Annotated in this window: 20 protein-coding genes; 7 read left to right on the plus strand and 13 right to left on the minus strand. The window is 61.9% G+C overall.

All coding sequences use genetic code 11. From position 1 onward, the window contains the following. Positions 1-101: 101 nt before the first annotated feature. The 13 genes from AAIS01_RS02625 to AAIS01_RS02685 all read right to left on the minus strand — a co-directional run bounded on the left by AAIS01_RS02625 (position 102) and on the right by AAIS01_RS02685 (position 14,368). Positions 102-791 (minus strand): GNAT family N-acetyltransferase, encoded by a 690-nt coding sequence (locus tag AAIS01_RS02625; RefSeq protein ID WP_343467675.1) that lies wholly within the window; start codon positions 789-791, stop codon positions 102-104. 238 nt (positions 792-1,029) lie between these two features. Next, positions 1,030-2,334, minus strand: coding sequence for a lipopolysaccharide biosynthesis protein (locus AAIS01_RS02630; protein ID WP_343467676.1), 1,305 nt, complete (start codon positions 2,332-2,334; stop codon positions 1,030-1,032). After that, on the minus strand, positions 2,331-3,335 hold the full coding sequence (locus tag AAIS01_RS02635) for a polysaccharide deacetylase family protein (RefSeq protein ID WP_343467677.1): 1,005 nt from the start codon (positions 3,333-3,335) through the stop codon (positions 2,331-2,333). The genes AAIS01_RS02630 and AAIS01_RS02635 overlap by 4 nt, the downstream gene beginning before the upstream one ends. 11 nt (positions 3,336-3,346) lie before the next feature. Next, positions 3,347-4,483: a glycosyltransferase family 2 protein gene (locus AAIS01_RS02640; protein WP_343467678.1), complete on the minus strand. Its 1,137-nt coding sequence runs from the start codon at positions 4,481-4,483 to the stop codon at positions 3,347-3,349. After that, positions 4,476-5,432 carry a glycosyltransferase gene (locus AAIS01_RS02645; RefSeq protein WP_343467679.1) on the minus strand — a complete coding sequence of 319 codons (957 nt, stop codon included), beginning with the start codon at positions 5,430-5,432 and terminating at the stop codon, positions 4,476-4,478. The genes AAIS01_RS02640 and AAIS01_RS02645 overlap by 8 nt, the downstream gene beginning before the upstream one ends. Continuing rightward, a complete protein-coding gene (locus AAIS01_RS02650; protein WP_343467680.1) occupies positions 5,429-6,799 on the minus strand; it encodes an O-antigen ligase family protein in 1,371 nt (456 codons plus the stop codon). Before AAIS01_RS02650 ends, AAIS01_RS02645 begins: the two co-directional genes overlap by 4 nt. Next, positions 6,796-7,899 carry a glycosyltransferase family 4 protein gene (locus AAIS01_RS02655; RefSeq protein ID WP_343467681.1) on the minus strand — a complete coding sequence of 368 codons (1,104 nt, stop codon included), beginning with the start codon at positions 7,897-7,899 and terminating at the stop codon, positions 6,796-6,798. The genes AAIS01_RS02650 and AAIS01_RS02655 overlap by 4 nt, the downstream gene beginning before the upstream one ends. Next, complete coding sequence (locus tag AAIS01_RS02660) at positions 7,896-9,488, minus strand: GumC family protein (protein WP_343467682.1); 1,593 nt, start codon at positions 9,486-9,488, stop codon at positions 7,896-7,898. The genes AAIS01_RS02655 and AAIS01_RS02660 overlap by 4 nt, the downstream gene beginning before the upstream one ends. Positions 9,489-9,505: 17 nt before the next feature. Further along, complete coding sequence (locus AAIS01_RS02665) at positions 9,506-10,528, minus strand: polysaccharide biosynthesis/export family protein (protein ID WP_343467683.1); 1,023 nt, start codon at positions 10,526-10,528, stop codon at positions 9,506-9,508. Between the two features lie 20 nt (positions 10,529-10,548). Beyond that, complete coding sequence (locus tag AAIS01_RS02670; RefSeq protein WP_343467684.1) at positions 10,549-11,193, minus strand: CpsD/CapB family tyrosine-protein kinase; 645 nt, start codon at positions 11,191-11,193, stop codon at positions 10,549-10,551. Beyond that, positions 11,194-11,940, minus strand: coding sequence for a sugar transferase (locus tag AAIS01_RS02675; RefSeq protein ID WP_343467685.1), 747 nt, complete (start codon positions 11,938-11,940; stop codon positions 11,194-11,196). It lies immediately after the preceding gene. Next, on the minus strand, positions 11,937-13,007 hold the full coding sequence (locus AAIS01_RS02680) for an NAD-dependent epimerase (RefSeq protein ID WP_343467686.1): 1,071 nt from the start codon (positions 13,005-13,007) through the stop codon (positions 11,937-11,939). The genes AAIS01_RS02675 and AAIS01_RS02680 overlap by 4 nt, the downstream gene beginning before the upstream one ends. Further along, complete coding sequence (locus tag AAIS01_RS02685) at positions 13,004-14,368, minus strand: UDP-glucose dehydrogenase family protein (RefSeq protein ID WP_343467687.1); 1,365 nt, start codon at positions 14,366-14,368, stop codon at positions 13,004-13,006. The genes AAIS01_RS02680 and AAIS01_RS02685 overlap by 4 nt, the downstream gene beginning before the upstream one ends. A gap of 378 nt (positions 14,369-14,746) precedes the next feature. Between AAIS01_RS02685 and AAIS01_RS02690 the strand changes: the two genes are divergently transcribed. From AAIS01_RS02690 to selB, 7 genes are all read left to right on the plus strand, one after another. Beyond that, positions 14,747-16,498 carry a sulfatase-like hydrolase/transferase gene (locus tag AAIS01_RS02690; protein ID WP_343467688.1) on the plus strand — a complete coding sequence of 584 codons (1,752 nt, stop codon included), beginning with the start codon at positions 14,747-14,749 and terminating at the stop codon, positions 16,496-16,498. Positions 16,499-16,673: 175 nt separating this feature from the next. Then, complete coding sequence (fdnG, locus tag AAIS01_RS02695) at positions 16,674-19,739, plus strand: formate dehydrogenase-N subunit alpha (protein ID WP_343467689.1); 3,066 nt, start codon at positions 16,674-16,676, stop codon at positions 19,737-19,739. Then, on the plus strand, positions 19,740-20,684 hold the full coding sequence (gene fdxH / locus AAIS01_RS02700; protein ID WP_092400509.1) for a formate dehydrogenase subunit beta: 945 nt from the start codon (positions 19,740-19,742) through the stop codon (positions 20,682-20,684). Beyond that, positions 20,681-21,334 (plus strand): formate dehydrogenase subunit gamma, encoded by a 654-nt coding sequence (locus AAIS01_RS02705; RefSeq protein WP_343467690.1) that lies wholly within the window; start codon positions 20,681-20,683, stop codon positions 21,332-21,334. Before fdxH ends, AAIS01_RS02705 begins: the two co-directional genes overlap by 4 nt. 4 nt (positions 21,335-21,338) lie before the next feature. Further along, the gene (gene fdhE / locus AAIS01_RS02710; protein ID WP_343467691.1) at positions 21,339-22,265 is read left to right on the plus strand and encodes a formate dehydrogenase accessory protein FdhE; all 927 of its coding nucleotides are present in this window, start codon (positions 21,339-21,341) and stop codon (positions 22,263-22,265) included. Positions 22,266-22,344: 79 nt separating this feature from the next. Next, a complete protein-coding gene (selA, locus tag AAIS01_RS02715) occupies positions 22,345-23,775 on the plus strand; it encodes an L-seryl-tRNA(Sec) selenium transferase (RefSeq protein ID WP_343467692.1) in 1,431 nt (476 codons plus the stop codon). Next, positions 23,772-25,691 (plus strand): selenocysteine-specific translation elongation factor, encoded by a 1,920-nt coding sequence (gene selB, locus AAIS01_RS02720; RefSeq protein WP_343467693.1) that lies wholly within the window; start codon positions 23,772-23,774, stop codon positions 25,689-25,691. Before selA ends, selB begins: the two co-directional genes overlap by 4 nt.

Below are 25,691 nucleotides of genomic sequence, written 5' to 3' on the forward strand. Positions count from 1 at the left end.
ATCGGTAGCAAGTCGCTGGGCAGGATGACCTGTGTCTGCCACGGCGCCACGCCGCTGAGGCGGCAAGGAACGACACCATTGGAGCCGTATCGCCATGGCCATCAGGCCGCCGCAGTCGATGCAACCGGCTGGGCCGGTTTCTGAAAATCGCCCAGAACCGAGCCGCGGTAAAACGTGTCGCGGAAAAACCGCCAGTGACCGAACAGGCGATACACATGGGTGATCTTGCCGCGTTCCTGAAAGCCCATGCGCAGATGCATCTTGATCGCCGGGATGTTTTGCAAGTCGCAGACATCGACCATGGTGTCGCAACCTTTGTCTGCCATGATCTTCCAGACTTCCAACTGCATATCCGCCGACATCCTGGACCCCCAGTAGGCACGGATCATTTCGCCACCGAACTGAAAGTACTCGCCAGGCTGGATCGGGAAGTTGCAGCGATAGAAATGGCGGTCGAAATAGTCTCGCGTACTACCCCAGGCGAAACCCACGGTGTCGCCCTCACTATCCAGGTACATCAAGCCTGTGTAGCCTTCGGCCGCGAGCTCGCGCATGGTTTCGACGCGGTCGCCAAAGTGCCGGGCAAACGCGTCGGCATTGCTGACCGTGATGAACGCCAGGCGCATGGGTGGATAGGGCTTGAGGTTATGCGGTGGAAGCGGGAGCCGCACATCGTGCTCCAGCCATACCAGTCGGGAGTGTAAATACACGTAGCGCCTGCACAGCTGTTTGAACACGGCGCGCAGGCCTTTCTTCTGAATGCGGTCACGCAATTTTTGCAGGGACTTCATGGTGCCTCCTGACAGGTGACAGGGTGGGGAAAAAGGGGGGTGTTCCAGTCCATGGCAAAACAGGGTGTCTGCGGGCAGGAGAAACCCGATCTGACGGATTTGCATAGGCTCCGGGCCGACCCCATCGCGAGCAGGCTCGCTCCCACATTGGAGGTGTAGCGACCGCAGTTTTTGTGCCCGGCGCCGGGCCCTGTGGGAGCGAGCCTGCTCGCGATGGCGGTCTGCCTGACAACGGCGTTCATGCGGATTTCCCCATCAGCATCTGCCGCATCGGCAGCAGGTCACTGGGCAGGATGATCAGCGTCTGCCACAACGCCACGCCACTGAGGCGGCAGTACATCGCCAGTAGCGCGACGGTCACGGCCATATAGGCGATCGAAGAAGCCGCGGCGGCTCCGACGATGCCGTAACGCGGAATCAGGACCAGGTTCAGCGCCAGGTTCAATAACGCCCCAACCCCCATCAGCAGCGAAACCGTACCGGGCCGGTTCTTGCCCAGCAGGTCCAGGCGCAGGATGCTCGCGTAACACAGCCCGAACAGCCCCGGCAGCAGCGCCAGCAAGGCGGGATACGCCGGTTGGTAGGCCGCGCCGAACAGCGTCACGATCAGCCATTCGCCAATCAGCGCCATGCCCAGGCAGGCGCCGAGCATGACTGTGGCGGTCAGGCGCAGGGCCAGGGGCGTCAGGCGTTTCATGTCGGTGTCTTGTTGCAGCAGGCGCTTCATCAGCGGCGTGGTGACCGCTTCCGGCACGATCAGCAGCAGTTCGGCGGCGGCACTGGCCATGGCGTAATGACCCAGGGCAGTGCTGCCCAGCAGGGCACCGATGAACAGGTAGTCCGAACGCAATACCACCTGCTGGAACATCAAATCGGGGTGGCTGCGGGCGCCGTAGCGCAACAGCTCCTTCTGGTGGGAGCGATCCCATTGCAAGGTGAACGGGTGGTCCCGCCGCAGCCAGACCCAACCGGCCAACACCACCAGGCTCAACCCTGCCAGCCAACTGATCAGCGCCGCTTCCAGGGCAGTGTCTTTCCACATCCAGAACAGCGCCAGGAACAGCAACAGCGGTGCCAGTGACTCCATCAGTCGCAGGGCATTGAAGGCGCCCACGCCGCCGGACGCATTGTGCAGGGTCAGCAGGCCGCTCTTGAGCACGGTCAACGGCACGGCCAACAGCAGCAGCCACGCCAACAATCCCAACTGAGTGGTGATGTCCAGTTCGCCACCGAACTCGCGCACCAGCGCCACCACCAGCACCGTCAACAACCCGGCCAACAGACAGCCAAAGATCAGCACCTGACTGAGCAGCACCCCCATCGAGCGTTGTTGAGCCGCTTGATAGCCCACGGCCGAATTCAAGCCGCCACTGGTGACGGCGCTGATCAGGTCCGGCAGGGTGCTCAGCAATGCGAACAGCCCGCGTTCGCTGGGCCCCAGAATTCGCGCCAGCAACACATTGCGCAGCAGGCGCAGACCGATCATCGCCAGGCGCGTGCCCATGCTCAGCGCCAGATGCTTGAGGTAGTGGCTGCGGCTCATGAGCGGGTCCCCCGGCGAATGCGCCAGGCCAGCAGTTCGGGGTGCTGGGCATTGCGTTGGCTGACACCGAAGCGTGGCACGTTCAACGGGTCACCGTCGGTGCGATACAAACCGGTCTCGGTGCCCAGGGCAAATGGAAAACCGTGGGCTGCCACCTGTTGGCGTACGCGCTCATCGTGATCGCCGTTGGGGTAGCAATACACCGGCAGCGGTTGGGCGCAACCGTTCTCCAGAGCCGCCCGGCTGCGGCTCAGTTCTTCGTGCAGGCGCTGATCATCCAGCCCGGTGAGAATCGCGTGGCTGGCACCATGGGGGCCGAAGCGGATGAGCCCGGAATCCTCCAGCATCCGGACCTGGAACCAATCCAGTGCCTGGGGTTGCGCGCCCGTGGGGCAAGCGTTGGTGAGGTCGCTCAAGACCTGCGGATCCAGGCTTTTGAGGCTCTGCAAATAGTGCATCAGCGACAGGCTGCGGCGCTGGTCATCCAGGTCATCGAGCATCACCGGCAACGGCCGGCCGGCGTTTTGCAGGTGCTCGATCAGCGAATACCGCGCCACTTGGCCGTGGCTGTCCCACAGGGTTTCTCCGATGCTTTCCCACCAGAAGTGCTGGCGGCTGCCGATGAAATCGGTGGACAGGAAAATACTCGCCGGCACCTGGTATTGGCGCAGCAGAGGAAAGGCATTCATCGCGTTGTCGCGCCAGCCGTCATCGAAGGTCAGCGCCACTCGCGGACGGTTCGGGACGCTGTCAGGGTCCGCCAGCAGCAGGCTCATCAAGGGCACGCATTCGAAATAGCGTTGCAGCCAGATCAGCAAATGCTCGAAGGCTTCAGGCCCCACGCACAATTCGTTGCGATGGGGCAGTTCGGCGGCGCGGTCATTGTTAAGAACCCGGTGCAGCATCAGAATCACGCCGGCACCACGCAGAGGGCCGCGGCCCAGGGACGTGTTCAGGTACAGCCAGCCGCCGGTGCGCTTGAAGACTTGTTTGATGGACATGGGCCGTCTCCTTAGCGGTTCTGCTCGGGGTTCCATTGGCTGTAACGATGGCCTCGCAGAAACTGCCACAGCCCGATGCTCATGCCCGCCAGCGTCACCAGTACGAACGCGGCCAAGCGAAAGGGCCTGGGCAAACGGTGGCGTACGTCCAGCAGGCCGATTAACGCAATGGCGTAGCCGAGCAGCTGCGCCGCCAGGCTCAGGCGATAGAACAGATGGTCATTCCACAGCCAGGCGTTGCTCAGCAGCAGCGGCAATAGCAACACCGGCGCCAGGCGACGGATCAGTTTGTGGCTGATCAGGCCGATGGCGTAGAGCCCGTGACGCAGGGGGTTGAGCAACTGCCGGCGCTGGGCCAGGCTTTGCAGGCCGCCCACGGTGACCCGCTGGCGCCGGCGAAACTGCTTGTCGGCTTCGTCCACACCCTGGTCGGTGACCCGGGCCAGTGGCGCATACACGATGGATTTTCCCGCCGCCGGCGCACAGGTGCTGAGGAAGAAGTCGTCGTTGACCTGCGCCGGTATGGGCTCAAACAGCTCGCGACGCAGGGCCAGCAAGGCGCCGTCGGCCGAGACCATGCAGCCGGTGCGGCTCTCCACCTGACGCAGCCAGCCTTCGTAATGCCGATACAAGCTATCGCCCAGGCTCAGGCCCTTGCCCGGCACGGGGATTTCCATGTGCCCGGCACAGGCGCCGACTTGTTGATCGCCCAGCGGGGCCAGCAGGTGCCCCAGGGTATCGTCGGCCCATTGGTTGTCGGCGTCGGTGAACACCAGGATCTCTCCGGTGCTGTGGGCGACGCCGGTATTCAGGGCAGCGGCCTTGCCCTGGCGCGGCAGGTCGAGCACGGTGATGCGCGGGTCGATGACCTGCCGAGCGCAGGCCACCGTGTCGTCGGTGGAACCGTCGCTGGCCAGGATGATTTGCAGCGAGCGCGCCGGGTAGTCCTGGGCCAGCAAGGTGCGCAGTTTCTCTTCGATGTGCCGTGCCTCGTTGTGGGCGGCGATGACAATGCTGACGTCCATCGGCAACGCCGGCCCGTAGCGCCGGACCGGAAACAGCGGCGCCAGCAGGCTCAGCATCAGCGGATAACCGAGGTAGGCGTACACCGGCAGCAACAGGCACGACCAGTAAAGAAATTCAGCCACGGGCAGGTCTCCTGACGTTCCAATGAAAAAGGTTGAGAAGCAATGCAGCGCCGGTCAGGTGCAAGCGCACCCCGTGCAAGGCCCACAATTGCAGCGTCAGGCGCAGGTCCCGGCCGCTTTGGCGCAGACTGAGGAACAAGGCCGGCAGAGAGGTCATCATCAGCAGCATCAGGGCCATGCGTGGCTGACCCTGGAACAGGGCGACCAACGCCAGAAAATCCAGGCCCCAGGCCCCGATGGACAACGCGGGAAAGCGCAGCAGACGCAGGCTCGGACCATGGCTGCGCAACAATTGCAAATGACTGCCCTGGCGCCACAGTTCCTTGCTCATCCACTCCCGCCAACTGCCTTCGTAGCCCCAATGCAGGGCCACGCTTTCATTGACCAGCAGCAACTGCGCACCGGCGTCGCGCAGGCGCAGGGAAAAATCCTTGTCTTCGCCCGTGCGCAGGGTTTCGTCGAACCCCCCGACCTGCTCAAACCACCGGCGACGCAACAACAGGTTGGCGCTGGGCAGCCACTGCACCCGGTGCAAGGGCCGCGAGCCAGGACGTTGGCTGCGGCGTTGCCAGGCTTGAGCAAACCAAGGCGCCTGACGAGGCGTGTCCAGGTCCAGGCCCAGTACATCGCCCTGGCCTTGGAGCTCCAGCAACAGTGTGAGCCAGTTGGCCGGCATCTCGATGTCGGCGTCGATGAACGCCAGCCAGTCCCCGTGGGCGACGGCTGCACCGCGGTTGCGCAAGGCACCGATGTGCACGCCGGGTACGATCAGCACGCGCGCGCCCAGTTCGTTGGCGATGCGCGGCCCATGATCATCGGAGCCGTTGTCCACCACGATCAGTTCGCAGTCCAACTGCGCCTGGCGGGCGGCTTCCTGCGCCGCCAGCAACGTCCGGCCAATGTGTCGGGCCTCGTTGAACATCGGGATTACGATGCTGATGCAGGTCATGGCCGGGCCTCTTGCGGTGCTGCTTGTTCGGCGTCGTAGCGCAACACGCTGGTGAGGGCGAGCATGATCCACAGCAGCTTATGGTTCGGGGCGCTGAGGAACATCAAAAACAGCGTCAGCGACAGGAAGCTCATGCCCAGGTGCGTCACCAAGTCTGCCTGCGTCCAGTCTCGTCGCTGCAACCAGAGCTGGCGGGCGCGCAGCAGGTTGTACAGGCCCAGGCCGAGCATGCCGACGAACATCAGTCCGCCCGGGATGCCGATCTCGCTGAAGATTTCCAGATAGGTGTTATGGGCCCGGCGATACAGATCCCCCAGCTTGCGATTGGCCGAGAACGCCTTGGCGTAGCCGGTGGGCGCGTAGTGCAGCGGGAAGGTGCCCGGACCGCTGCCCAGCACCGGGTTCTCGCGGATCATCTGACTGCCGACCACGATGTACGAGGCGCGTCGGCCCAGGGATTCGTCTTTGTGGGCACTGGCACCAGCGCTGAGAATGCTCAGCGACTGGATGCGCGCCACGTAGCCGGCCGGCATCAGCGCGATCCCCAAGGGAATCAGGATGGCCAGCCCGAACATGGCGAAGCCCAGGTGTCGCGGGCGGATGCGCGGCAGCTGTGCACGATAGTGATAGAGGCCAATCACCAGGCTCAGCAACAGCACCACCAGCCCCGAGCGCGATTCGGTCTTGGTCATGCCGCCCAGCAGCAGGATGAAACAGCCGCCCCAGAACAGTCGGTACAGCAGGTTCCGGCTGCGCAACACCAGCAGCAACGCCAATGGCACGGTAAAGGCGATCAAGAGGGCAAAGGTGTTCGGGTCTTCCAACAGGCCGGATGCGCGGCCCTGGTCCTGGTATTTGGCCGAGAACATGGCCAGCACACAGGTGGTGCTCACGCTCAGGGTCATCAGCCGGCAGAACAGATCCAGGTTCAGCTCGCGACCGATCAGCAGGGTGATCACGAACAGGATCAGCCCCACCATCAGTTCGCGCAAATGGGTCATGGACAGACCCAGGTTCTGCGACAGCAACAAGCTCAGGCCATAGAGCATCATGAAGGCGATCAGTGGCCGCCAGATATTGCTGCGCAAGCGTGACGAAGGGATCTGACGCAGCGCCAACTGCAACATCAGGATCAGAATCAGCGCCACGCCGAAGAATTTGCTACCCGAGAAGGCGTTCTCCTTGAACAGACCTTCGAACGGCACCAGCGCGGCAATGCCCAGCAAGCCCCAGCCAGGTTTGCGGTACAACATGGCGACGCCCACCAGGCCAAGCACCGCCCCCGGCGCCAGGAAGGGATAGGGGCTGGCCAGCAACATCAGGCAAACCACGCCCAGCAGGCTGACGATCGAGAGCGGGACAATCATGGGCGAGCCTCCCGTGCCGTGCGGATATAGAGCTGCGACCAGCGTTCGGCCAGGGCGCGCAGGTCATAACGGTCCCGTTGGGTGCGGCGCGCGTTGTCGGCCAGGATCCGCGCCAGGGGCGGTTCGCCAAACAGTGTTTCGATCTGCCGGGCCAGTTCGGCGCTGTCGGCCGGCGTCGCGAGCAGGCCGTTGTGACGGTCCTGCAGCACATCGGGAATGCCCCCCACGCCAAACGCCACCACCGGCACTCCGGCCTGCATCGCTTCGAGCAGAATCATCGGCGTGCCTTCGGTGCGCGAACTGATGACCAGCGCGTCGAGCTGACTCCACCAGGGGTTCATGTCGGTCTGATAACCGGGCAGCTCGATGCGCGTCGGCAGGCCAGCGTCGGCGATGCGCTTGAGCAGAACCTGGCGTTCCGGGCCATCGCCGAGCATTACCGCGTGCAGCGATGCATGCCGCTGGCACAAGGGAATCATGGCGTCGAGGAACAGGTCCGGGCCTTTCTCGTGGCTCAAGCGACCGACGTAGCCGACCCGCCAGCGCAGCCTGTCGTCACGATGAGGCAGGGGGGCTGTGACCGATGGCAGGCCATTGGGGATCACGTCGAGTTTTTCCGCGCGCACGCTGGCCTGGCGGTGCAGCACGGCAATGCTTTCGGCCACGCAAACCACCCGGTTGACTGAGGCAGTGCGGCACAGTTGCAGGCTCAGCCAGGTGTAGAAACGTTGCTTGGCGCTGCGCGGGGTGAAGCCGTGCTGGGTGATGACCAGGGGCAAGCGCAGCAGCGTGGCCGCGGCCCAGCCGAACAGCAGACCCTTGAAGTTATGGGTGTTGATCAGCGGCTGCTCCTCCCGTCGCTGGCGCAGGTGCTGCACCAGCTCGGCCCAACTGGCGCAGTGGCGGCAATCGACTCCGGCCTGGCGAAAGCGCGTGATCAACGTCGGCGGCGCCGCCAGGAACAGCACTTGGTGCTGCCCCGGCGTGGCCAGGCAATGATCGAGCAACATCCGCTCGGCCCCGTAGAAGCCGCCGCTGTCGAGCAAATGAATGATCGGCAGGGCGCTGCTGCGGCAAGTCGGGCCCACCGGCGCGTTCAATTGCGCACCCAATGGACAAGGCTGGGCAGGCTCCAGTTGCGGTGGGGGTTGACCTGTTCCGGGGTCTGCTCATTGATCACCAGCAGCACCGGTACATCCAGTTGCTGGGTAATCTGGGCAGGGTGCTTGAAGCGATGGTCGAAGAACTCACGCACATAGACCAGAGCGATTGCCAGGAGCAAGCCGCTGAACAGGCCGAACGTAATAATCAGCATCGGCTTGGGAAACGCCGCAGCGGTGGGTTCAAACGGCGGGCTCAGGACGCGGGCGTTGGACAGGTCGTTGTCCAGCGAGCGGGCGGTGCTGCTTTCGGCGAACCGTTGGGCGTAGGTGGAGAACGCCGCATGCAGGGCATTGATCTCGGTGTCCATCTGCCGCAGCTTGCTCTGGGTTTGCTGCAACTGATGGATGCGCTCCTTGAACTCGGCGATGCGCGCAGTTTTCTGGTCGATCACCGAACTGACGATCGCCAGGTCGTTGGTGCGTTCCTGGATCCGGTTGCTCACCACTTTGAGAAACTGCTGGCGAGTGCGCGCGATCTGTTCGCGGGTCAACAGCATCGGTTCGCTGCCGGGCTGGAAGATCGCCAGGTCATTCATGTAGCGGCTGACTTGGGAGGTCAGTTGCTCACCCAGTTGTTTGATCTCCCGGTCTTCGAAAGCGATGTTGTCCACGGTGGTGGTGAAGGTGAAGGGGAAGGTGTAGTCGTTGAACCGCGAGCTGTTCGCCGCCGTCAGGCTGGTCTTGAGGTAATCGAGCCAGCGCTGGCTTTGCAGCAGGCGATCGCGGTACAGGTTCAGGGCCTGTTCTTCGGTGTTGATGGCGTTCAGACGGAAGGTGATTTCCTCCTTGGGATCGGAGGAGCTGACGTCTTCCAGCAATGCCAGGCGAGTGCCTTCCAATCCGTCGAGGCGAGTCTGGTATTGGGTTTTCTTCTGTTCATAGAAGGCTTGCGGCAGCTCGATCGATTGCAGGGCCTGGCGACCGGTGAGGTAATTCTCCAGCAGTTGCGCCACGAACCGGGTGCCCTGGGCGGGGTCACCGAAGCTGTAGATGATGGAAATGACGTTGGAGCCGGGCAGGGTTTCGATTTTCAGGTTGGCGATGGCTTCGTCGGTCAGGGTGTCGAGCGTGGTGTCACGCACCGGATCGACCTCCAGCCCCAGGCTGTCACGCAACGGGTTGACGACATACTCGCGCAGCGGTGTGGTGACATAGTGCTTGAGCGGCTCGCTCACCCATTTGTTGAAGATGCCGGGGCTGGGGGTGTACTCGCCCTGGTCGCGCAGGGTGCTGATGGTCTGCCTGATCAGCGCTGGCGAGCGCAGGATATTGCTCTCGGTTTCCATGTCTGCCAGGGACGGCGGAATGAAGGTGGCGTTTTCCTGGTTCAGCGACGTGGTGGCGTCGCCCTGGGAGAGTTTTTTCGACTGGACGATGACCTGAGCGGTGATGTCGAAGCTCTGTTTGAGCATCAACGGCAGCGCCAGGGCGATCACGGCGAAGATCAGGAAGACGCGCTTCACCCACTGCTTGTTGGCGAAGAAAATCCTGAAGAACTCATGCAGATAGTTTTCCTTGGGGTTCATGATCAATCACCTGAGTTTCAGTTGTCGCTGCCTTTGTTGTCGACGCGGTAGCCGAAGCTGAACCCCACGCCCTGAAACAGCACCACGTCGGCCAGTTGCCGGGCCATTTCACCGGCTTTGGCCAGACCGGTCTTGGGTACGAAAAGCATGTCTTCCGGTTGCAGGTAGGCGATCTGCGAGGCGTCACCGCTCAGGGCTTTTTCCACGTCATAGTGGCGGGCTTCGACCTGGTTGCCGTTGCGGCGCATGATCACCACCGAGTCGAGTCGGGCCTTGACGTTGGTGCCACGGGCCAGGGTCAGGGCCTCGAGGACCGAGATCGGCCGGCGGATCGGGTAGGAACCGGGCTGGGCGACTTCGCCCAGGACATAGATTTCGTTACCGGCCGTGGATTTGAGCAGCACATCGACGGTCATGCGGCCCGGCAATTGGGCGTAGCGCTCGTTGAGGTAGGTTTCCAGTTGATTGACGGTCATGCCTTGCAGCGGCACGGCACCGATTTCCGGGAAACTTGCGTAACCATCCCGGCCCACGGTGATCTCCCGGCTCATGCCGGTGCCCGGGTGGGTCAGGGTGTTGCGCAGTTTTGTCTCGTTGCTCAGCGGGCTGGTGACCTGCACCGTCAATTGATTGCGGTTGGGCTGGAACAACATTTTCCGGTCATAGGCACGCTGTACCTCCAGACGCGCTTCATCCGTGGTCAGGCCGGCGATTTTTACCGAGGTGTTGGCCCCCGGCAGCTCGATACTGCCGTCGGGCATGACCTGTTGCGCGCCATTGAGCTGGCTGGCGGCGGTGAAGTTCAGGGCCACCTGGTCGCCCGGCTGGACCCGGTAGGCGTCCGAGCCGGAGGTACTGATGTGAAAGATCACATCCAGCACATCCTGGGGGCGCAGGGTCTGTTCGACCCGGGGCATGTCGGTGGCCTGGGCGTTGGCCGGTGCGGCCGTGAGGATCTGCACCGGCATGGAGCGGGTTTCGGTGTGGCTGCTGCAACCGGCAAGCGGCAACAGCAGCAGGACAAGCAATCTGGCGTTCATCTCGTCATCCTTTTGCAGGCTTACAGGTTGTTGTAGAGCCACTTGGGCATGTAGTACTTGCGGCGGTTGAACACGCTGCCCACCACTTTGGCGCCGGCTTGGGCCAGCCGCTGGCGAGCGGCCTGGGCCACCTCCCAGCGGGTGTCTTCACCGCGTACCACCAGCACCACGCCGTCCACCTGGGTGCTCATGACCAAGGTGTCGGAGGCCGAATACACCGCGTCGGCATCGATCACCACAAAGCGGTATTGCCCGGCCAGTTGCTTGAACAGCGGGCGAAGCTGCTCGGCGTTCAGACGTTCGGCATTGCGCCCCAAGCGGCCGTTGGGCAGCACGTCGAAGGGCAGACTGGAGGTCTGCACCACGCAGTCCTGCAGCAGGGGCGGGGCGAGGCTGTTGAACAGCAGGTCGCTGAAGCCGCGCTCTTTGTGCAGCGACAGTTGCTGGCTGAGGTTGTGCGGCGACTGGCTGGCGTCCACCAGCAGCACGCGTCCGCTGCTCATCTGCGCCAGTTGAGCAGCCAGCGCCATGGCGCTGGTACTGGTTCCGGTGCCGGTGTTGGCGGCCGTCAGAAGCAGGATTCGCAAGGAAGGGTCGAGCACGGTCGAGGTCAGGTTGGTCTCGCTCGGGCTGGCGATGGTCAGGATATTGGTTGAACCGTCCATTTAACTCGCTCCGTGGCCGCTGAAAACTTTGAAAGGGGTGATCATCAGGATCTTCAAGTCCAGCAACAGGCTTTGTTCAGCGATGTAGCTGAGGTCCAGTTCCACGCGCTGGTCGAAGTCGATATTGCTGCGCCCGGAGATCTGCCACAGGCCGGTCAGGCCGGGGTAGATGCTCAGGCGGACAAGATGGTTGTCCTTGTAGCGGTAGGCGTTGAACGAGGTCGGCCGCGGGCCGACCAGGCGCATGTCGCCGGTCACCACATTGATCAGGTTGGGTAACTCGTCGAGGCTGCTGCGTCGCAGGAACCGGCCGACGGGGGTGATGCGCGGGTCGTTGTCGATCTTGAAGTCGATGGCATCGGCGCCGTGCTTGTTGAGGTGGCGCAGTGACTCCTTGAGCGCCTCGGCATCAGCCACCATGGTGCGAAACTTGTACATGCCAAAGACCCGGCCGCGGTATCCGGTGCGTTTCTGCACGAACAGCACGGGACCGGGGCTTGAGAACTTGATCAGCAGTGCCAGGCCCAGCATCAGTGGGCTGAGCAGGAGCAGAATCGACAACGCGCCGAGACAGGCCACCACCCGGTTGGTGCGTGACACCGTCCAGGGTCGACCGCCGTCGCGACCGGTCAGCCAGCCACGGCCCTGACGATGGATGGCCGCGTCCAGGCGTCGGCGGTGCTCGGGATCGACACGCTTGTCGCCCCCGCGGGCGGTGAGAGGGATGCTTTGTTCATGTCGGGTCATAGACTCCTCCGCTGAAGGTTGGTCGCAAGCGTTTGGCTGCAAGCGGTGTCGGCGATAGGCAGGGCGTAGTAATCGAGGAACCAGTCGATGAAGCGGCCGAGGCCCTCGTCCAGCTCGATGCGCGGCTGAAAACCGGTGGCCCGTGCCAGGTCGCTGGCATCGGCGCAGGTGTTCAACACATCCCCCGGTTGCAGGGGCAGCAGTTCGATCCGGGCGGTTTGCCCCAAGTGCTTTTCCAGCAGCGCTACATAGGTGCACAGCGCCACCGGGTGCTGCCCGCCGATGTTGTAGATCCGCCAGGGCGCCGCGCTGGTGGCCGGGTCCGGTTGATCGCGATCCCACTGTGGCGTGGCATGGGGCGGGCGTTCGATCAGCCGGGCGATGCTTTCGACGATGTCGTCGATGTAGGTGAAATCGCGCTGGTGCTCGCCATGGTTGAACAACTGCAACACGCGGCCTTCGGCGATGGCGCGGGCGAACTGGATCGGCGACATGTCCGGCCGGCCCCAGGGGCCGTACACGGTGAAAAACCGCAGGCCGGTGCACGGAATGCCAAATAGATGGCTGTAACTGTGGGCCATCAACTCGTTGGCTTTCTTGCTGGCCGCATACAGCGAGAGCGGATGGTCCACGCCGTCCTGTACTGAGTAAGGTGTGCGCTGGTTGGCGCCATACACGGAGCTTGAGGAGGCGTAGATCAGGTGCTTGACCGGATGGCGGCGGCAGCTTTCCAGAATGTTCAGGAACCCGGTGAGGTTGCTGTCGACATAGGCCCGCGGATTCTCCAGGGAGTAACGCACGCCGGCTTGGGCGGCGAGATGAATCACCACGTCGGGGCGGTGCGACTGGAACAACTCATCGATGGCCGAGGCGTCGGTCAGGTCCACCCGTGCCAACGTAAAGTCCCCGGCCTGGTCCTTTACCCATGCCACGCGATCGTGCTTGAGCTGCGGGTCGTAGTAGTCGTTGAAGTTGTCCAGCCCCCACACTTGATGGCCGTCGCGCAGCAGCCGCAGTACGCAATGGGCGCCGATGAAACCGGCTGCGCCGGTCACCAGAATGTTCACGCCCGTGGCCCCTGGGGCAGAGTGCTGGGCACGGTGTGACGCAACCCGATGCCGCGATACAAGAGGCCGGCGGCGGCCAGGTGTTCGGGGTTGTACAGGTTGCGGCCATCGATGATGACCCGTGCGCGCAACTTGTTGGCCAACAGGTCGAAATCCACCACGCGAAAGTTTTTCCATTCGGTGCAGATCACCAGGGCGTCTGCATCTTCCAGGGTGTCGTCGCGGGTGGCGCACAGGTTCAGGTCCTTGCGGTAGCCGTAGAGGCGCCGGCATTCGGACATGGCCTCCGGGTCGTAGGCGTGGACCCGCGCGCCTTCGCGCCACAGCGCTTCCATCAGGTAGCGGCTGGGGGCTTCGCGCATGTCATCGGTGTTGGGTTTGAAGGCCAGGCCCCAAATCGCAATGGACTTGCCGGCCAGGCCATCGGGGAACTGTTGCGTCAGTTTCTCGAAGAGAATATGCCGCTGGCTGTCGTTGACATCGGTGACGCTGCGCAACAGGCGCAGGGGCATGCCGCTTTGTTCGGCGGTATGCAACAAGGCCCGCAGGTCCTTGGGAAAGCATGAACCGCCGAAGCCGCAACCGGGGTAGATGAAGTGATAGCCGATGCGTGGGTCCGAGCCGATACCCTTGCGTACTGCTTCGATGTCGGCGCCTAGGTGTTCGGTCAGATTGGCCAGTTCGTTCATGAAGCTGATGCGGGTGGCGAGCATGGCGTTGGCGGCGTACTTGGTGAGTTCCGCACTGCGGTTGTCCATGAACATCAGTTTTTCGCGGTTACGGCAAAAGGGCGCGTACAGCTCGCTCATCTGGTCGCGGGCCAGCGGGTCGGCAGTGCCGATGATGATCCGGTCCGGGCGCATACAGTCGGCCAGGGCGCTGCCTTCCTTGAGAAACTCGGGGTTGGACACCACCCGCACATTCAGCTGTTTCAGACCTCGGCGAGCCAACGCCTGACGGGCACATTCGGCGACCTTGTCGGCAGTGCCGACCGGTACCGTGGACTTGATGATCAAGGTACGGTCGCTGTCCATGAAGTCAGCGATCTGGCGGGTGACCGCCAGTACATGGCTCAGGTCTGCCGAACCGTCTTCATCGGCTGGCGTGCCTACCGCGATGAAAATCAGTTCGCCGTGATTGACCGCATCGCTGGCCTGATCGCTGAACAGCAACCGGCCACTCTTGATGTTCTCTTCGAGCAGTTCGGACAACCCAGGCTCGCTGATCGGTGGCACCGCTTGCTGCAGCTGACGAATCTTGTTGGGGTCAATGTCGATGCACAAAACGCGGTGGCCGACGTCAGCCAACGCAGCCGCTTGAATCAATCCCACATACCCCGTACCAAATACGCTCACGTCCATTTTTGGCGCGCCTCGCAAGACGGTTGATGTAACTCGGATGAAACTGTTTAGAGGGGTATAGCGCAGCTTCAGAAAAGCGTGTCAGCAAAATGACAGTTGTCACTGTTGGCAAACTCGACAGGGCTTGGCCTTTTGATATCAAGTCATTGACTGGTTTGGAAAAGTGCTGTTTTTAAAGGGCTGTAACGGCATTTAACTAGGCGATGAACGGTAATTATCCATAGATTTTTACGTTTTACGTGCTCAAAGCGTGTCATTTTTGGGCTAACTTTTTTTTGACGCTTTGGCCGTTCATCCCTTTTCTTGCGCTTTGGAACACCGCTGCTAACGTGCAGAAAACGACCCCGTCTCCAACGCCGCCAAATCGTCGAGAAACACATGCTCCGATACTTCAAGGAACTGTTGCTGGTGCTGTACCTGATCAGGGGATATGACTATTACCTTGATCGTCTGAATGCCTTGGGTTTGGGATTCGCCACGTTGCTGTTCGGTGCGATGTTCGTGGTGTTGGTGGTGGCGCTGTGGATGAGTGCATACATTCGCCAGACCTTCGTGCGTCACCTGTTCGCACTGGCAATGTTTGGTTCGGCGGTGTTCTTCGAGGTTTACACGCGGGTGACCGACAGCTACCTGACGTACAGCCAGTTTGTGTCGCTGGTGTATTCGGGTGGTTTTATCGGGGAGGCGGCCCACCAGTATCGCGAAGTGATTGTCAGCGCCGCCACCGGCGGCCTGTTGTTGCTGTTGGGGATTGGTCTCAAACCTCGGCGGTCGCTGCCATTGCCCGGTTATTTGCCCATCGCCGCGCCTGTGTTGGGGGTGTTGTTGCTCAGTGGCGTTCTATTCGTACGGGCGGGCGAGGGGGCGCGGGGGCTGCCGGTGATGTACACACCGCTGGCCTATCTGAATCTGTTCGTTTATGAAGCCCTGCACAACACTGTCGGCCCTCGGGAGCCGGTCCGCTTGGTGCGGACAACATCGGCGATCGAGCATGATATTGTGCTGATCATCGATGAAAGCGTCGCTGGAAATTATCTAGATATCAATACGCCCTTTGGCGTTCGAAGCGGCCTGAAGACGCCGCCCGATGGGGTGCAGGTGTTTAATTTCGGTTACGCGGCCTCCGTCGCCAACTGCAGCGCCGACACCAATGTCACCTTGCGTTACGGTGGCACCCGAGCCGATTACGTGCGCATCAACAGTACGTTGCCGTCGATCTGGCAATACGCCAAAAACGCCGGGTTGCGCACGGTCTATATCGACGCCCAGCGTACCGGTGGTCACCTTCAGAACCTGATGACTGACACCGAAAAAAACGATATCGACGACTTCGTGCAGTTCGACCGCACCCCGGTGTTCGAGCGAGACATGGCGGTTGCCACGCAACTGATCGAGCGGCTGGGCAATGACCGGGCCGAACTGGTGGTGGTGAACAAGCTCGGTGCGCATTTTCCCGTGCATGACAAGTACCCGGATGAGTTCATGAGCTATCGTCCCGCCCTGCCGCGAGGGCGGTTTCTTGAAGTCGCCGATACCGGCCAGCGTGACGGTTTTGATGGCCGGACCCATGACTGGGAGCTGTATCGCAATGCCTACCAGAACACCTTGTTGTGGAATGTCGGAGAGTTCTTCAGGCGGATCTTCCAGCAGGCCGATTTAAGCAACGCCGTGCTGATCTACACCTCTGATCACGGCCAGGACCTTCACGAGCGCGGCAACCCCGGGCTCAATACCCATTGCGGTGGTGACCCGGTGGCGGAGGAGGGCCTCGTGCCGCTGGTGGTTATAGAAGGCGCGCGGTTACAGACCTTGGATTGGCAGCGGGCATGGGCGCAGAACAAGGACCGGTCCAGCCACTACAACATCTTCCCGACGCTGTTGCAGTTGATGGGGTACGACCCGACCGGTGTTGAAGCAATCTATGGAAAATCCTTGAACCAGCCGACCGAAGACGCCTTTACCTTCAACTACCGCTTCAATGCGCGGCTGGGGGCGACGCCTGAATGGAAACACATCGATCTCAAGCAGATTGTCACTCCGGGCCCGGTTCAAGCCGAGATGGCGGCGGGGCAGTCGGCACCGCTGTTGAATGTGCCGCCGTCATCGCGAGCAGGTTCGCTCCCACAGTAGATCTTCGTTAATGATGTGCCTGGCTGGCTGGTGGCATTACCCGACGGTCGGTTTTTCCACCACAAAAAACAGCATTGTCTACAGTTTGAAGTGACGGTGGTTCCGTTGCCGTCACCGTGATCGTCCAGAAAAATCCGGCCAATGCACCGGGTTTCCACCTGATCAGGAGTGCACGATGGACCTCAACCGTCGTCAGTTCTTCAAGGTCGCTGGTCTCGGCCTTGCGGGCTCAAGCCTCGGCGCGCTGGGCATGGCCCCGACGCCAGCTTTCGCCGAACAAGTGCGTCATTTCAAGCTCGCCCATACCCATGAAACCCGCAACACCTGCCCGTACTGCTCGGTCGGTTGCGGCTTGATCATGTACAGCCTGGGCGACAATGCGAAGAATGTCGCCCAGAGCATCATCCACATCGAAGGCGATGCCGACCATCCCGTCAATCGTGGCACCCTCTGCCCCAAAGGCGCAGGCCTGCTCGATTTCATTCATAGCCCCACTCGTCTCCAGTACCCGCAGGTGCGCAAGCCCGGCACCACGCAATGGACGCGAATCTCCTGGGATGAAGCGCTGGATCGCATCGCCGACCTGATGAAGGCCGACCGCGACGCCAATTTCATCGAGAACAACGCCCAGGGGCAAACGGTGAATCGCTGGCTGACCACCGGTTTCCTTGCGGCGTCGGCATCGTCCAACGAAGCGGGGTACATCACCCACAAGGTGATTCGCAGTCTCGGCATGCTGGGGTTTGATAACCAGGCACGTGTCTGACATGGCCCGACGGTGGCAAGTCTTGCCCCGACGTATGGCCGTGGTGCCATGACCAACCACTGGACCGATATCGCCAACGCGAATCTGGTTCTGGTGATGGGTGGCAACGCCGCCGAAGCGCACCCTTGCGGTTTCAAATGGGTGACCGAAGCCAAAGCCCACAACAAGGCGCGGCTGATTGTGGTCGACCCGCGTTTCACCCGTACCGCCTCGGTGGCCGACTATTACGCGCCGATCCGCACCGGCACCGACATTGCCTTCATGGGCGGGCTGATCAATTACCTGCTGACCGAAGACAAGATCCAGCACGAATACGTACGCGCCTATACGGACCTGTCATTCATCGTCAAGGCCAACTACGGCTTCGAGGATGGGTTGTTCAGCGGTTACGACGCGAGCAAGCGTATCTATACCGACAAGTCCGGCTGGGGCTACGAAATCGGCGAGGACGGTTTCGCCAAAGTCGACCCGACCTTGCAAGACCCACGCTGCGTCTATCAATTAATGAAGCAGCATTACAGCCGTTACACCCTGGAGCTGACCAGTCAGGTCTGCGGCATGCCCGTGGATGCAATGCAGAAAATCTGGGAAGAGATCGCCACCTGCTCGCAACCGGGCAAAACCATGACGATTCTCTACGCCCTGGGCTGGACTCAGCATTCGACCGGCTCGCAGATGATCCGCAGCGCGGCCATGGTGCAACTGCTGCTGGGCAACGTCGGCATGCCGGGCGGGGGCGTCAATGCGCTGCGCGGACACTCCAACATCCAGGGCCTGACCGACTTGGGCTTGCTGTCCAACCTGCTGCCCGGTTACCTGACCCTGCCGACCGAGGCCGAACAGGATTACAACGCCTACATCGCCAAGCGCGCACTCAAGCCGCTGCGTCCCGGGCAGATGTCTTACTGGCAGAACTACGGCAAGTTTCACGTCAGCTTGATGAAAGCCTGGTACGGCGCCAATGCCACTGCCGAGAATAACTGGGGCTATGACTGGCTGCCCAAACTGGACATTCCCGGCTACGACATCCTGAAAATGTTCGATATGATGGGCAAGGGCGAGGTCAATGGCTACATGTGCCAGGGCTTCAACCCGATCGCAGCCTTGCCGGACAAGAACCGGGTAATGAAGGCGCTGGCCAAACTCAAGTGGCTGGTGGTGATGGACCCACTGGCCACCGAAACTTCGGAGTTCTGGCGCAACGCCGGCCCTTACAACGATGTGCAAACGGCCGAGATCCAGACCGAAGTCATCCGTCTGCCCACCACCTGTTTCGCCGAAGAAAACGGTTCGCTGGTCAACAGCGGTCGCTGGCTGCAATGGCACTGGAAGGGTGCCGATGGCCCGGGGCAGGCGCGCACGGACGTGAAGATCATGGCCGAGTTGTTCTTGCGCCTGCGCAAGCGTTACCAGGCTAATGGTGGCGCTGGGGCCGAGCCGATCCTCAAGCTCGACTGGCCCTACAAAGTGCCGGATGACCCGGCGCCGGAAGAGCTGGCCCGGGAATTCAACGGCCACGCCGTCTCCGATGTCACCGACGCTTCAGGCGCGGTGATCAAGGCGGGTCAGCAACTGTCCGGCTTCGGCCAACTCAAGGACGATGGCAGCACGGCGTCCGGGTGCTGGATCTTCTGCGGCAGTTGGACCGAACAGGGCAACCTGATGGCCCGGCGTGACAACAGCGATCCTTTCGGCATGAAGCAGAATCTGGGGTGGGCCTGGGCTTGGCCGATGAACCGGCGGATTCTCTATAACCGCGCCTCTTGCGACCCTCAAGGCAAACCATGGGACCCGAAAAAACGGCTGGTGTGGTGGAACGGCAAGGTCTGGACCGGCACCGACGTGCCCGATTACAAGGCCGACGCCGCACCGGAAGCGGGCATCAACCCGTTCATCATGAACCCCGAAGGCGTGGCGCGTTTCTTCGCCCTCGACAAGATGAACGAAGGGCCATTCCCGGAACACTATGAACCGTTCGAGACGCCCATTGGCATCAATCCGATGCACCCCAACAACAAGCAGGCGACCAGCAACCCGGCCGGGCGGATCTTCGATTCAGTCTGGGACACGCTCGGGCAGGCCAAGGATTTCCCTTATGCGGCGACCAGCTACCGGCTGACCGAACACTTCCATTTCTGGTCCAAGCATTGCCCGATCAACGCTATTACCCAGCCCGAACAGTTTGTCGAAATCGGTGAAGTCCTGGCCAAGGAGAAGGGCATTGCTGCTGGTGACAGGGTGCGGGTCAGTTCCAAGCGCGGGCACATCGAAGCGGTGGCGGTGGTGACCAAGCGGATTCGTCCGCTGCAGGTCAACAATCAAGTGGTGCACCAGATCGGTATCCCGTTGCACTGGGGTTTCACCGGCGCCACCCGTCACGGTTACCTGACCAACACCCTGGTGCCGTTCCTCGGCGACGGCAACACACAGACCCCGGAATCCAAGTCATTCCTGGTCAACGTGGAGAAAGTCTAAATGGCCAGCCAAGACATCATCGCCCGTTCGGCCACCACCACCATGCCGCCCTCGGTGCGCACGCAAGAGGCAGTGGCCAAGCTGATCGACACCACCAAGTGCATCGGCTGCAAGGCCTGCCAGGTCGCCTGCTCGGAATGGAACGAGCTGCGCGACGATGTCGGTCACAACCTCGGCACTTACGACAACCCTCAAGACCTCAGCGCAGATACCTGGACCTTGATGCGCTTCACCGAGCATGAAACCGACGCCGGTAACCTCGAATGGCTGATCCGCAAGGACGGCTGCATGCACTGCGCCGAGCCCGGCTGCCTGGCGGCGTGCCCGAGCCCCGGCGCGATCATCAAACACGTCAACGGCATCGTCGATTTCGATCAGGACCATTGCATCGGTTGCGGGTATTGCATCACCGGTTGCCCGTTCAACATTCCGCGCATCTCGCAAAAGGACCACAAGGCTTATAAATGCACGCTGTGTTCGGACCGGGTGGCGGTGGGGCTGGAACCGGCCTGCGTGAAAACCTGCCCGACTGGCGCCATCGTTTTCGGCAGCAAGGAAGACATGAAGGAGCACGCCGCCGAACGTATCGTCGACCTCAAGAGTCGCGGTTTCGAAAACGCCGGTTTGTATGATCCCGAAGGCGTCGGCGGCACGCATGTCATGTATGTGCTGCACCATGCCGACACACCCAGGTTGTATGCCGGGTTGCCGGATCACCCGGTGATCAGTCCGTTGGTGGACCTGTGGAAAGGCCTGAGCAAACCCCTGGCGTTGCTGGCCATGGGCGCGGCGGTGCTGGCCGGGTTCTTCCATTACGTGCGCGTCGGGCCACAACGGGTCGAGGAAGACGAACATCCAGTCACCCTCGACCCGGCGGTGCATGAATTCGATCCATCGGTACACACCTTTGATCCGACGAAACCCGGCGGGGAGGACAGGCCATGAACGACAAAACGATCCTGCGCTACACCTCCAACCAGCGCACCAATCACTGGCTGGTGGCGATTCTGTTTTTCATGGCCGCGCTGTCGGGGCTGGCCTTGTTCCATCCGGGATTGTTCTGGCTCAGCAACCTGTTTGGCGGCGGTTCGTGGACGCGCATTCTGCATCCGTACATGGGCGTGGCGATGTTTGTGCTGTTCCTCGGCCTGGTGTGCAGTTTTTGGCGGGCGAACTACTTCAGCGCCAACGACCGGTTGTGGCTCAGGCGCGTCGGGACGGTCATGCGTAACGAGGAGGAGGGCGTACCGCCAATCGGCAAATACAACCCGGCGCAGAAAGTGCTGTTCTGGGTCTTGCTGATCTGCATGCTGGTGCTGCTGTTCAGCGGGTTGGTGATCTGGCGTGCCTGGTTCAGCGCGTACTTCGGCATCACCAGTATTCGCTGGGCGATGCTGCTGCATGCGCTGGCAGGGTTCATCCTGGTGCTGAGCATCATCGTTCACATCTATGCGGGTATCTGGATTCGTGGTTCGGTCCATGCCATGGTGCGTGGCAGAGTCAGTCGCGCCTGGGCGAAAAAACACCATGAACTCTGGTACCGGGAAGTGACCCGAGACCAGACGCCTGAGCGACCGATCAGCAGAAAAGGATGACCCCGTGGCCACGATCCTTGAGCCTGGGCAGATAGAAGCGGCGGCGAGCTCACCGCCGTTTCTGTACCTGCCACCGAATAACCTGTTCACCTTGCGCGCGCTGCGTCTGGAGCACCTGGCCGACGGGCATCCCATGGCGGCCTATCTGCGCTTGATCGCGGGGCTGTGCCACGCTCAGCAGAAATTGATGGACGATCCGCCCGTGGCCGCCATGCCCGATCCCGAACGTCTTCGGGTGTGCGTGGAACATGGTTTGCCACCGTTCGCGGCCGACAGTCTGGTGCGCGAAAACGTTTGGTTGCCGTATCTCCAAGCCTTGTTGCAGCGCTATCAGCCACCGCCACAATCGGCGGTAGAAAATGCCGTGGCGACTTTGCGTAGTGCCAATCCGGGGAAGCTCAAGGCGTGGGCGATTGCCTTGGTCAGCGGCCAGTATTCAATGCTGCCGGCAGAGCTGGTGCCGTTCCTCGGTGCAGCGCTGCAAGCGGCCTGGAGCCATTGGCTGCTGAGTTCACCGAACCTTGAACTCAAGCGCGGCGACAGTCTTAGTCAATGCCCGGCCTGCGGTTCACCGGCGATGGCCGGAGTGATTCGTCATCGCGGTAAATACAACGGATTGCGTTATCTGGTGTGCTCGTTGTGCGCTTGCGAATGGCATGCGGTGCGGGTCAAGTGCGTGTATTGCGAACAGAGCAAGGGGCTTCAATACGTCAGCTTCGAGGATGACCGGCATGCTGCCAATCAGGCGCCGTTGCGGGCGGAAGTCTGCCCCGGCTGCAACAGCTATCTGAAACTGAGCTACCTGGAAAACGACGCCGAAGCCGAAGCGCTCTCGGCGGACCTGTCCAGCCTGATGCTGGACATGCGCCTGGAGCAGGAAGGCTACCAGCGCCCGTCGCCGAATCTGATGCTGGCACCGGGAGGCGACTGAACCTGTCCTCCTAAGCCTATCCCTATGAGCTCAGCGGCTACACTCAGACGCGACGGTCATTCGCTTCCGGGAGCCTCTGATGTCTGCAACCTCCGTCAGCCCAGTTTTGCGGCTGCCCTCCATCGACAGCTTGCTGCGCCATCCCGCCTGCCAGGTGTTGGCTGAGCGTTATGGGCGTGACGCGCTGCTGGCCGGCCTTCGACAACTGCTCGAGGACCTGCGCGAGCCGATGCTCAAGGTTGAACTCGCTGCCGTTGAAATAGCTCCCGACGTATTGGCGGGAAGGGTGGGTGAGCGTCTGGCGATCCAGCATCGCAGCCAGGTCCGTCGGGTGTTCAACCTCACCGGCACGGTGCTGCACACCAACCTCGGGCGCGCGTTGCTGCCGGAGTCGGCTATCGAAGCCGTTCAGCTCGCCGCCCGCTATCCGCTCAATCTGGAATTTGATCTGCACAGCGGCAAGCGCGGCGACCGCGATGATTTGATTGAAGGGTTGATCCGCGAGCTGACCGGCGCCGAAGCGGTGACCGTGGTCAACAACAACGCCGCCGCCGTGTTGCTCGCCCTCAATAGCTTGGGCGCGCGCAAGGAAGGCATCATTTCCCGTGGTGAAATGATCGAAATCGGCGGCGCTTTCCGCATTCCCGACATCATGGCCCGCGCCGGAGTGCGGCTGCACGAAGTGGGTACCACCAACCGCACCCATGCCCGCGATTACGAGGCGGCCATCGGTCCGCGCAGTGGCCTGGTGATGCGCGTGCATGCGAGCAATTACTCAATTGAAGGTTTCACCGCCCGGGTGCCGACGGCTGAACTGGCGGAGTTGGCTCACCGCCACGAACTGCCGCTGCTCGAAGACTTGGGCAGCGGCAGTCTGCTGGACCTGACTCGCTGGGGCCTGCCCGCCGAACCGACGGTACGCCAGGCCCTGATCGATGGCGCGGATATCGTCACCTTCAGCGGCGATAAACTGCTCGGCGGTCCCCAGGCCGGGTTGATAGTCGGCCGCAAAGACCTGATCGCGAAGATCAAGAAGAATCCGCTCAAGCGCGCACTGCGGGTCGACAAGCTAACCCTGGCAGCCCTCGAAGCCGTATTGGCGCTGTACCGCGATCCTGAGCGGTTGGCCGAACGCCTGCCGAGTCTGCGCCTGCTGACCCGCCCCCAAACCGACATCTTCGCCCAGGCCGAACGCCTGCAACCGCCACTGGCACAGGTATTGGGTGACGGCTGGAGCATCAGCGCGGTACCAGCGCTGGGCATGATCGGCAGCGGCAGCCAACCAGTGGCGCGCTTACCGAGTGCTGCGTTATGCCTGCGGCCCAACGTATCCAAACGTCTGCGCGGGCGGCGATTGATGGGGCTGGAAGCGGCGTTTCGTCGGTTGCCGATTCCCGTGCTCGGGCGCATCGACGGCGATGCGCTTTGGCTGGACTTGCGCCAACTCGACGACGAAGCCGCGTGGTTGGCCCAACTCAATCAACTGCAGGAGGAGGGCCAGGACGGGTGATTGTCGGCACAGCGGGGCACATCGATCACGGCAAAACCTCCTTGCTCCAGGCACTGACCGGCCAGGCCGGCGACCGCCGCCGGGAAGAACGCGAACGCGGCATGACCATCGACCTCGGCTACATCTACGCGGCGCTGGAACCGGGCGCCGCGCTGACCGGTTTTGTCGACGTCCCCGGCCATGAGCGCTTTACCCACAACATGCTCGCCGGTGCTCAGGGCATTGATCTGGTGTTGTTGGTGGTGGCGGCCGATGACGGTGTCATGCCTCAGACCCGCGAACATTTGGCGATTGTCGAATTGCTGGGCATCCCTCGGGCGCTGATTGCAATCACCAAATGCGACCGCGTCGACCCTGCTCGTGTGCAAGCCGTCCAAGAACAGATCGAAGCATTGCTCGCACCCGGACCATATGCCGGCGCGCCGAAAGTCGCGCTGTCGAGTGTGACCGGCGAAGGCGTCGAGACACTGCGTAAAGCCTTGCTGGATGCGCAACATGAGGTGCTTCAACGCAGCGCCAGCGGCGGTTTTCGCCTGGCGATTGATCGGGCTTTCAGTGTGGCCGGTGCCGGGATCGTGGTGACCGGCACCGCGTTGTCTGGCCAAGTGGCCGTGGGCGATACGCTGATGTTGAGTCCGCTGGGCAAACCGGTGCGGGTGCGAGGCCTCCATGCGCAGAATCAGGCGGCTGACAGCGCAACGGCCGGGCAGCGAGTCGCGCTGAACCTGAGTGCCGACCGTTTGGCCCTGGAGCAGGTTCACCGGGGCCAATGGTTGTTGGCCGAATGGCTGCATGCGCCGCCCCAGCGTCTGGATATCGAGATGACTTTGTTGGTCAGCGAGGCGCGAAGCTTCGAGCACTTTCAGCCAGTGCACGTGCATCTCGGCACTCAGGACGTGACCGGGCGAGTGGTCTTGCTGGAGGGCGTCAGCCTGGCACCGGGTGAGCAGATGTTCGCGCAATTGCGGGTGAACGCGCCGGTGCTGGCGGTGAAGGGCGATCGTTTGATCCTGCGCGACCCAAGCGCTCAACGCACTCTTGGCGGTGGCCGGGTGCTTGACCCGTTCGCTCCGGCCCGACACCACCGTAGCCCCGAAAGATTGGCGCAGCTAAAGACGCTGGCCACCACGACCAGCCTGGAAGACGCACTGCCGGCGCTGCTGGCCAACAGCGACACCGGGCTTGATCCGCAGCGTCTGGAACGCCAGTTCAATCGTCCGCGCGATAGCTGGGTGTTGCCCGATGACGTGCGCTTGATCGATACGCGGCAAGGGCCGTTGCTGTTCAGCGCTGCCCGCTGGGAGGCCTTGAAAGCGCCACTGCTGGAACACCTGGCACGCTTTCATCAACTCGAACCGGATCAAATGGGACCAGACAGGGATCGCCTGCGTCGCTTCGCCGGCACCGCGCTGGACCGGCCGACCTTTATCAGCCTGCTCAACGAATTACTGGCCAGCGGTGCGATCGTCGCCAGCGGCCCTTGGCTGCACTTGCCCGATCACCAAGTGCGATTGAGCGAAGACGACGAAACCCTGTGGCAACAATTACAGCCGTTGTTCGAACAGGCGGGTTTCGATCCGCCGTGGGTGCGTGATCTGGCTAAAGCGACAAGCCATGAAGAGGCCACCGTACGCCTGTTGCTGCGCAAGATGGCGCGTTTGGGGTGGATGCATCAAGTGGTCCGTGACTTGTTTTATACCGAGGCCCTGGTGCGCCGATTGGCGGCTATGCTGGTACAACTGGCCAGCGATGACCCGGTGATTCAGGTCACCGCGTTTCGCGATGCCGTGGGCCTGGGGCGCAAGCGCAGTATTCAGATTCTGGAGTACTTCGACCGAATCGGCCTGACCCGACGCTTTGGCGACCGGCGCCACATCCGGCTCGACAATGCACTGGCCCAACAAACAGAAGACTGA

The organism is Pseudomonas halotolerans, assembly GCF_039581215.1.
Taxonomy (GTDB): Bacteria; Pseudomonadota; Gammaproteobacteria; order Pseudomonadales; family Pseudomonadaceae; genus Aquipseudomonas; species Aquipseudomonas tehranensis.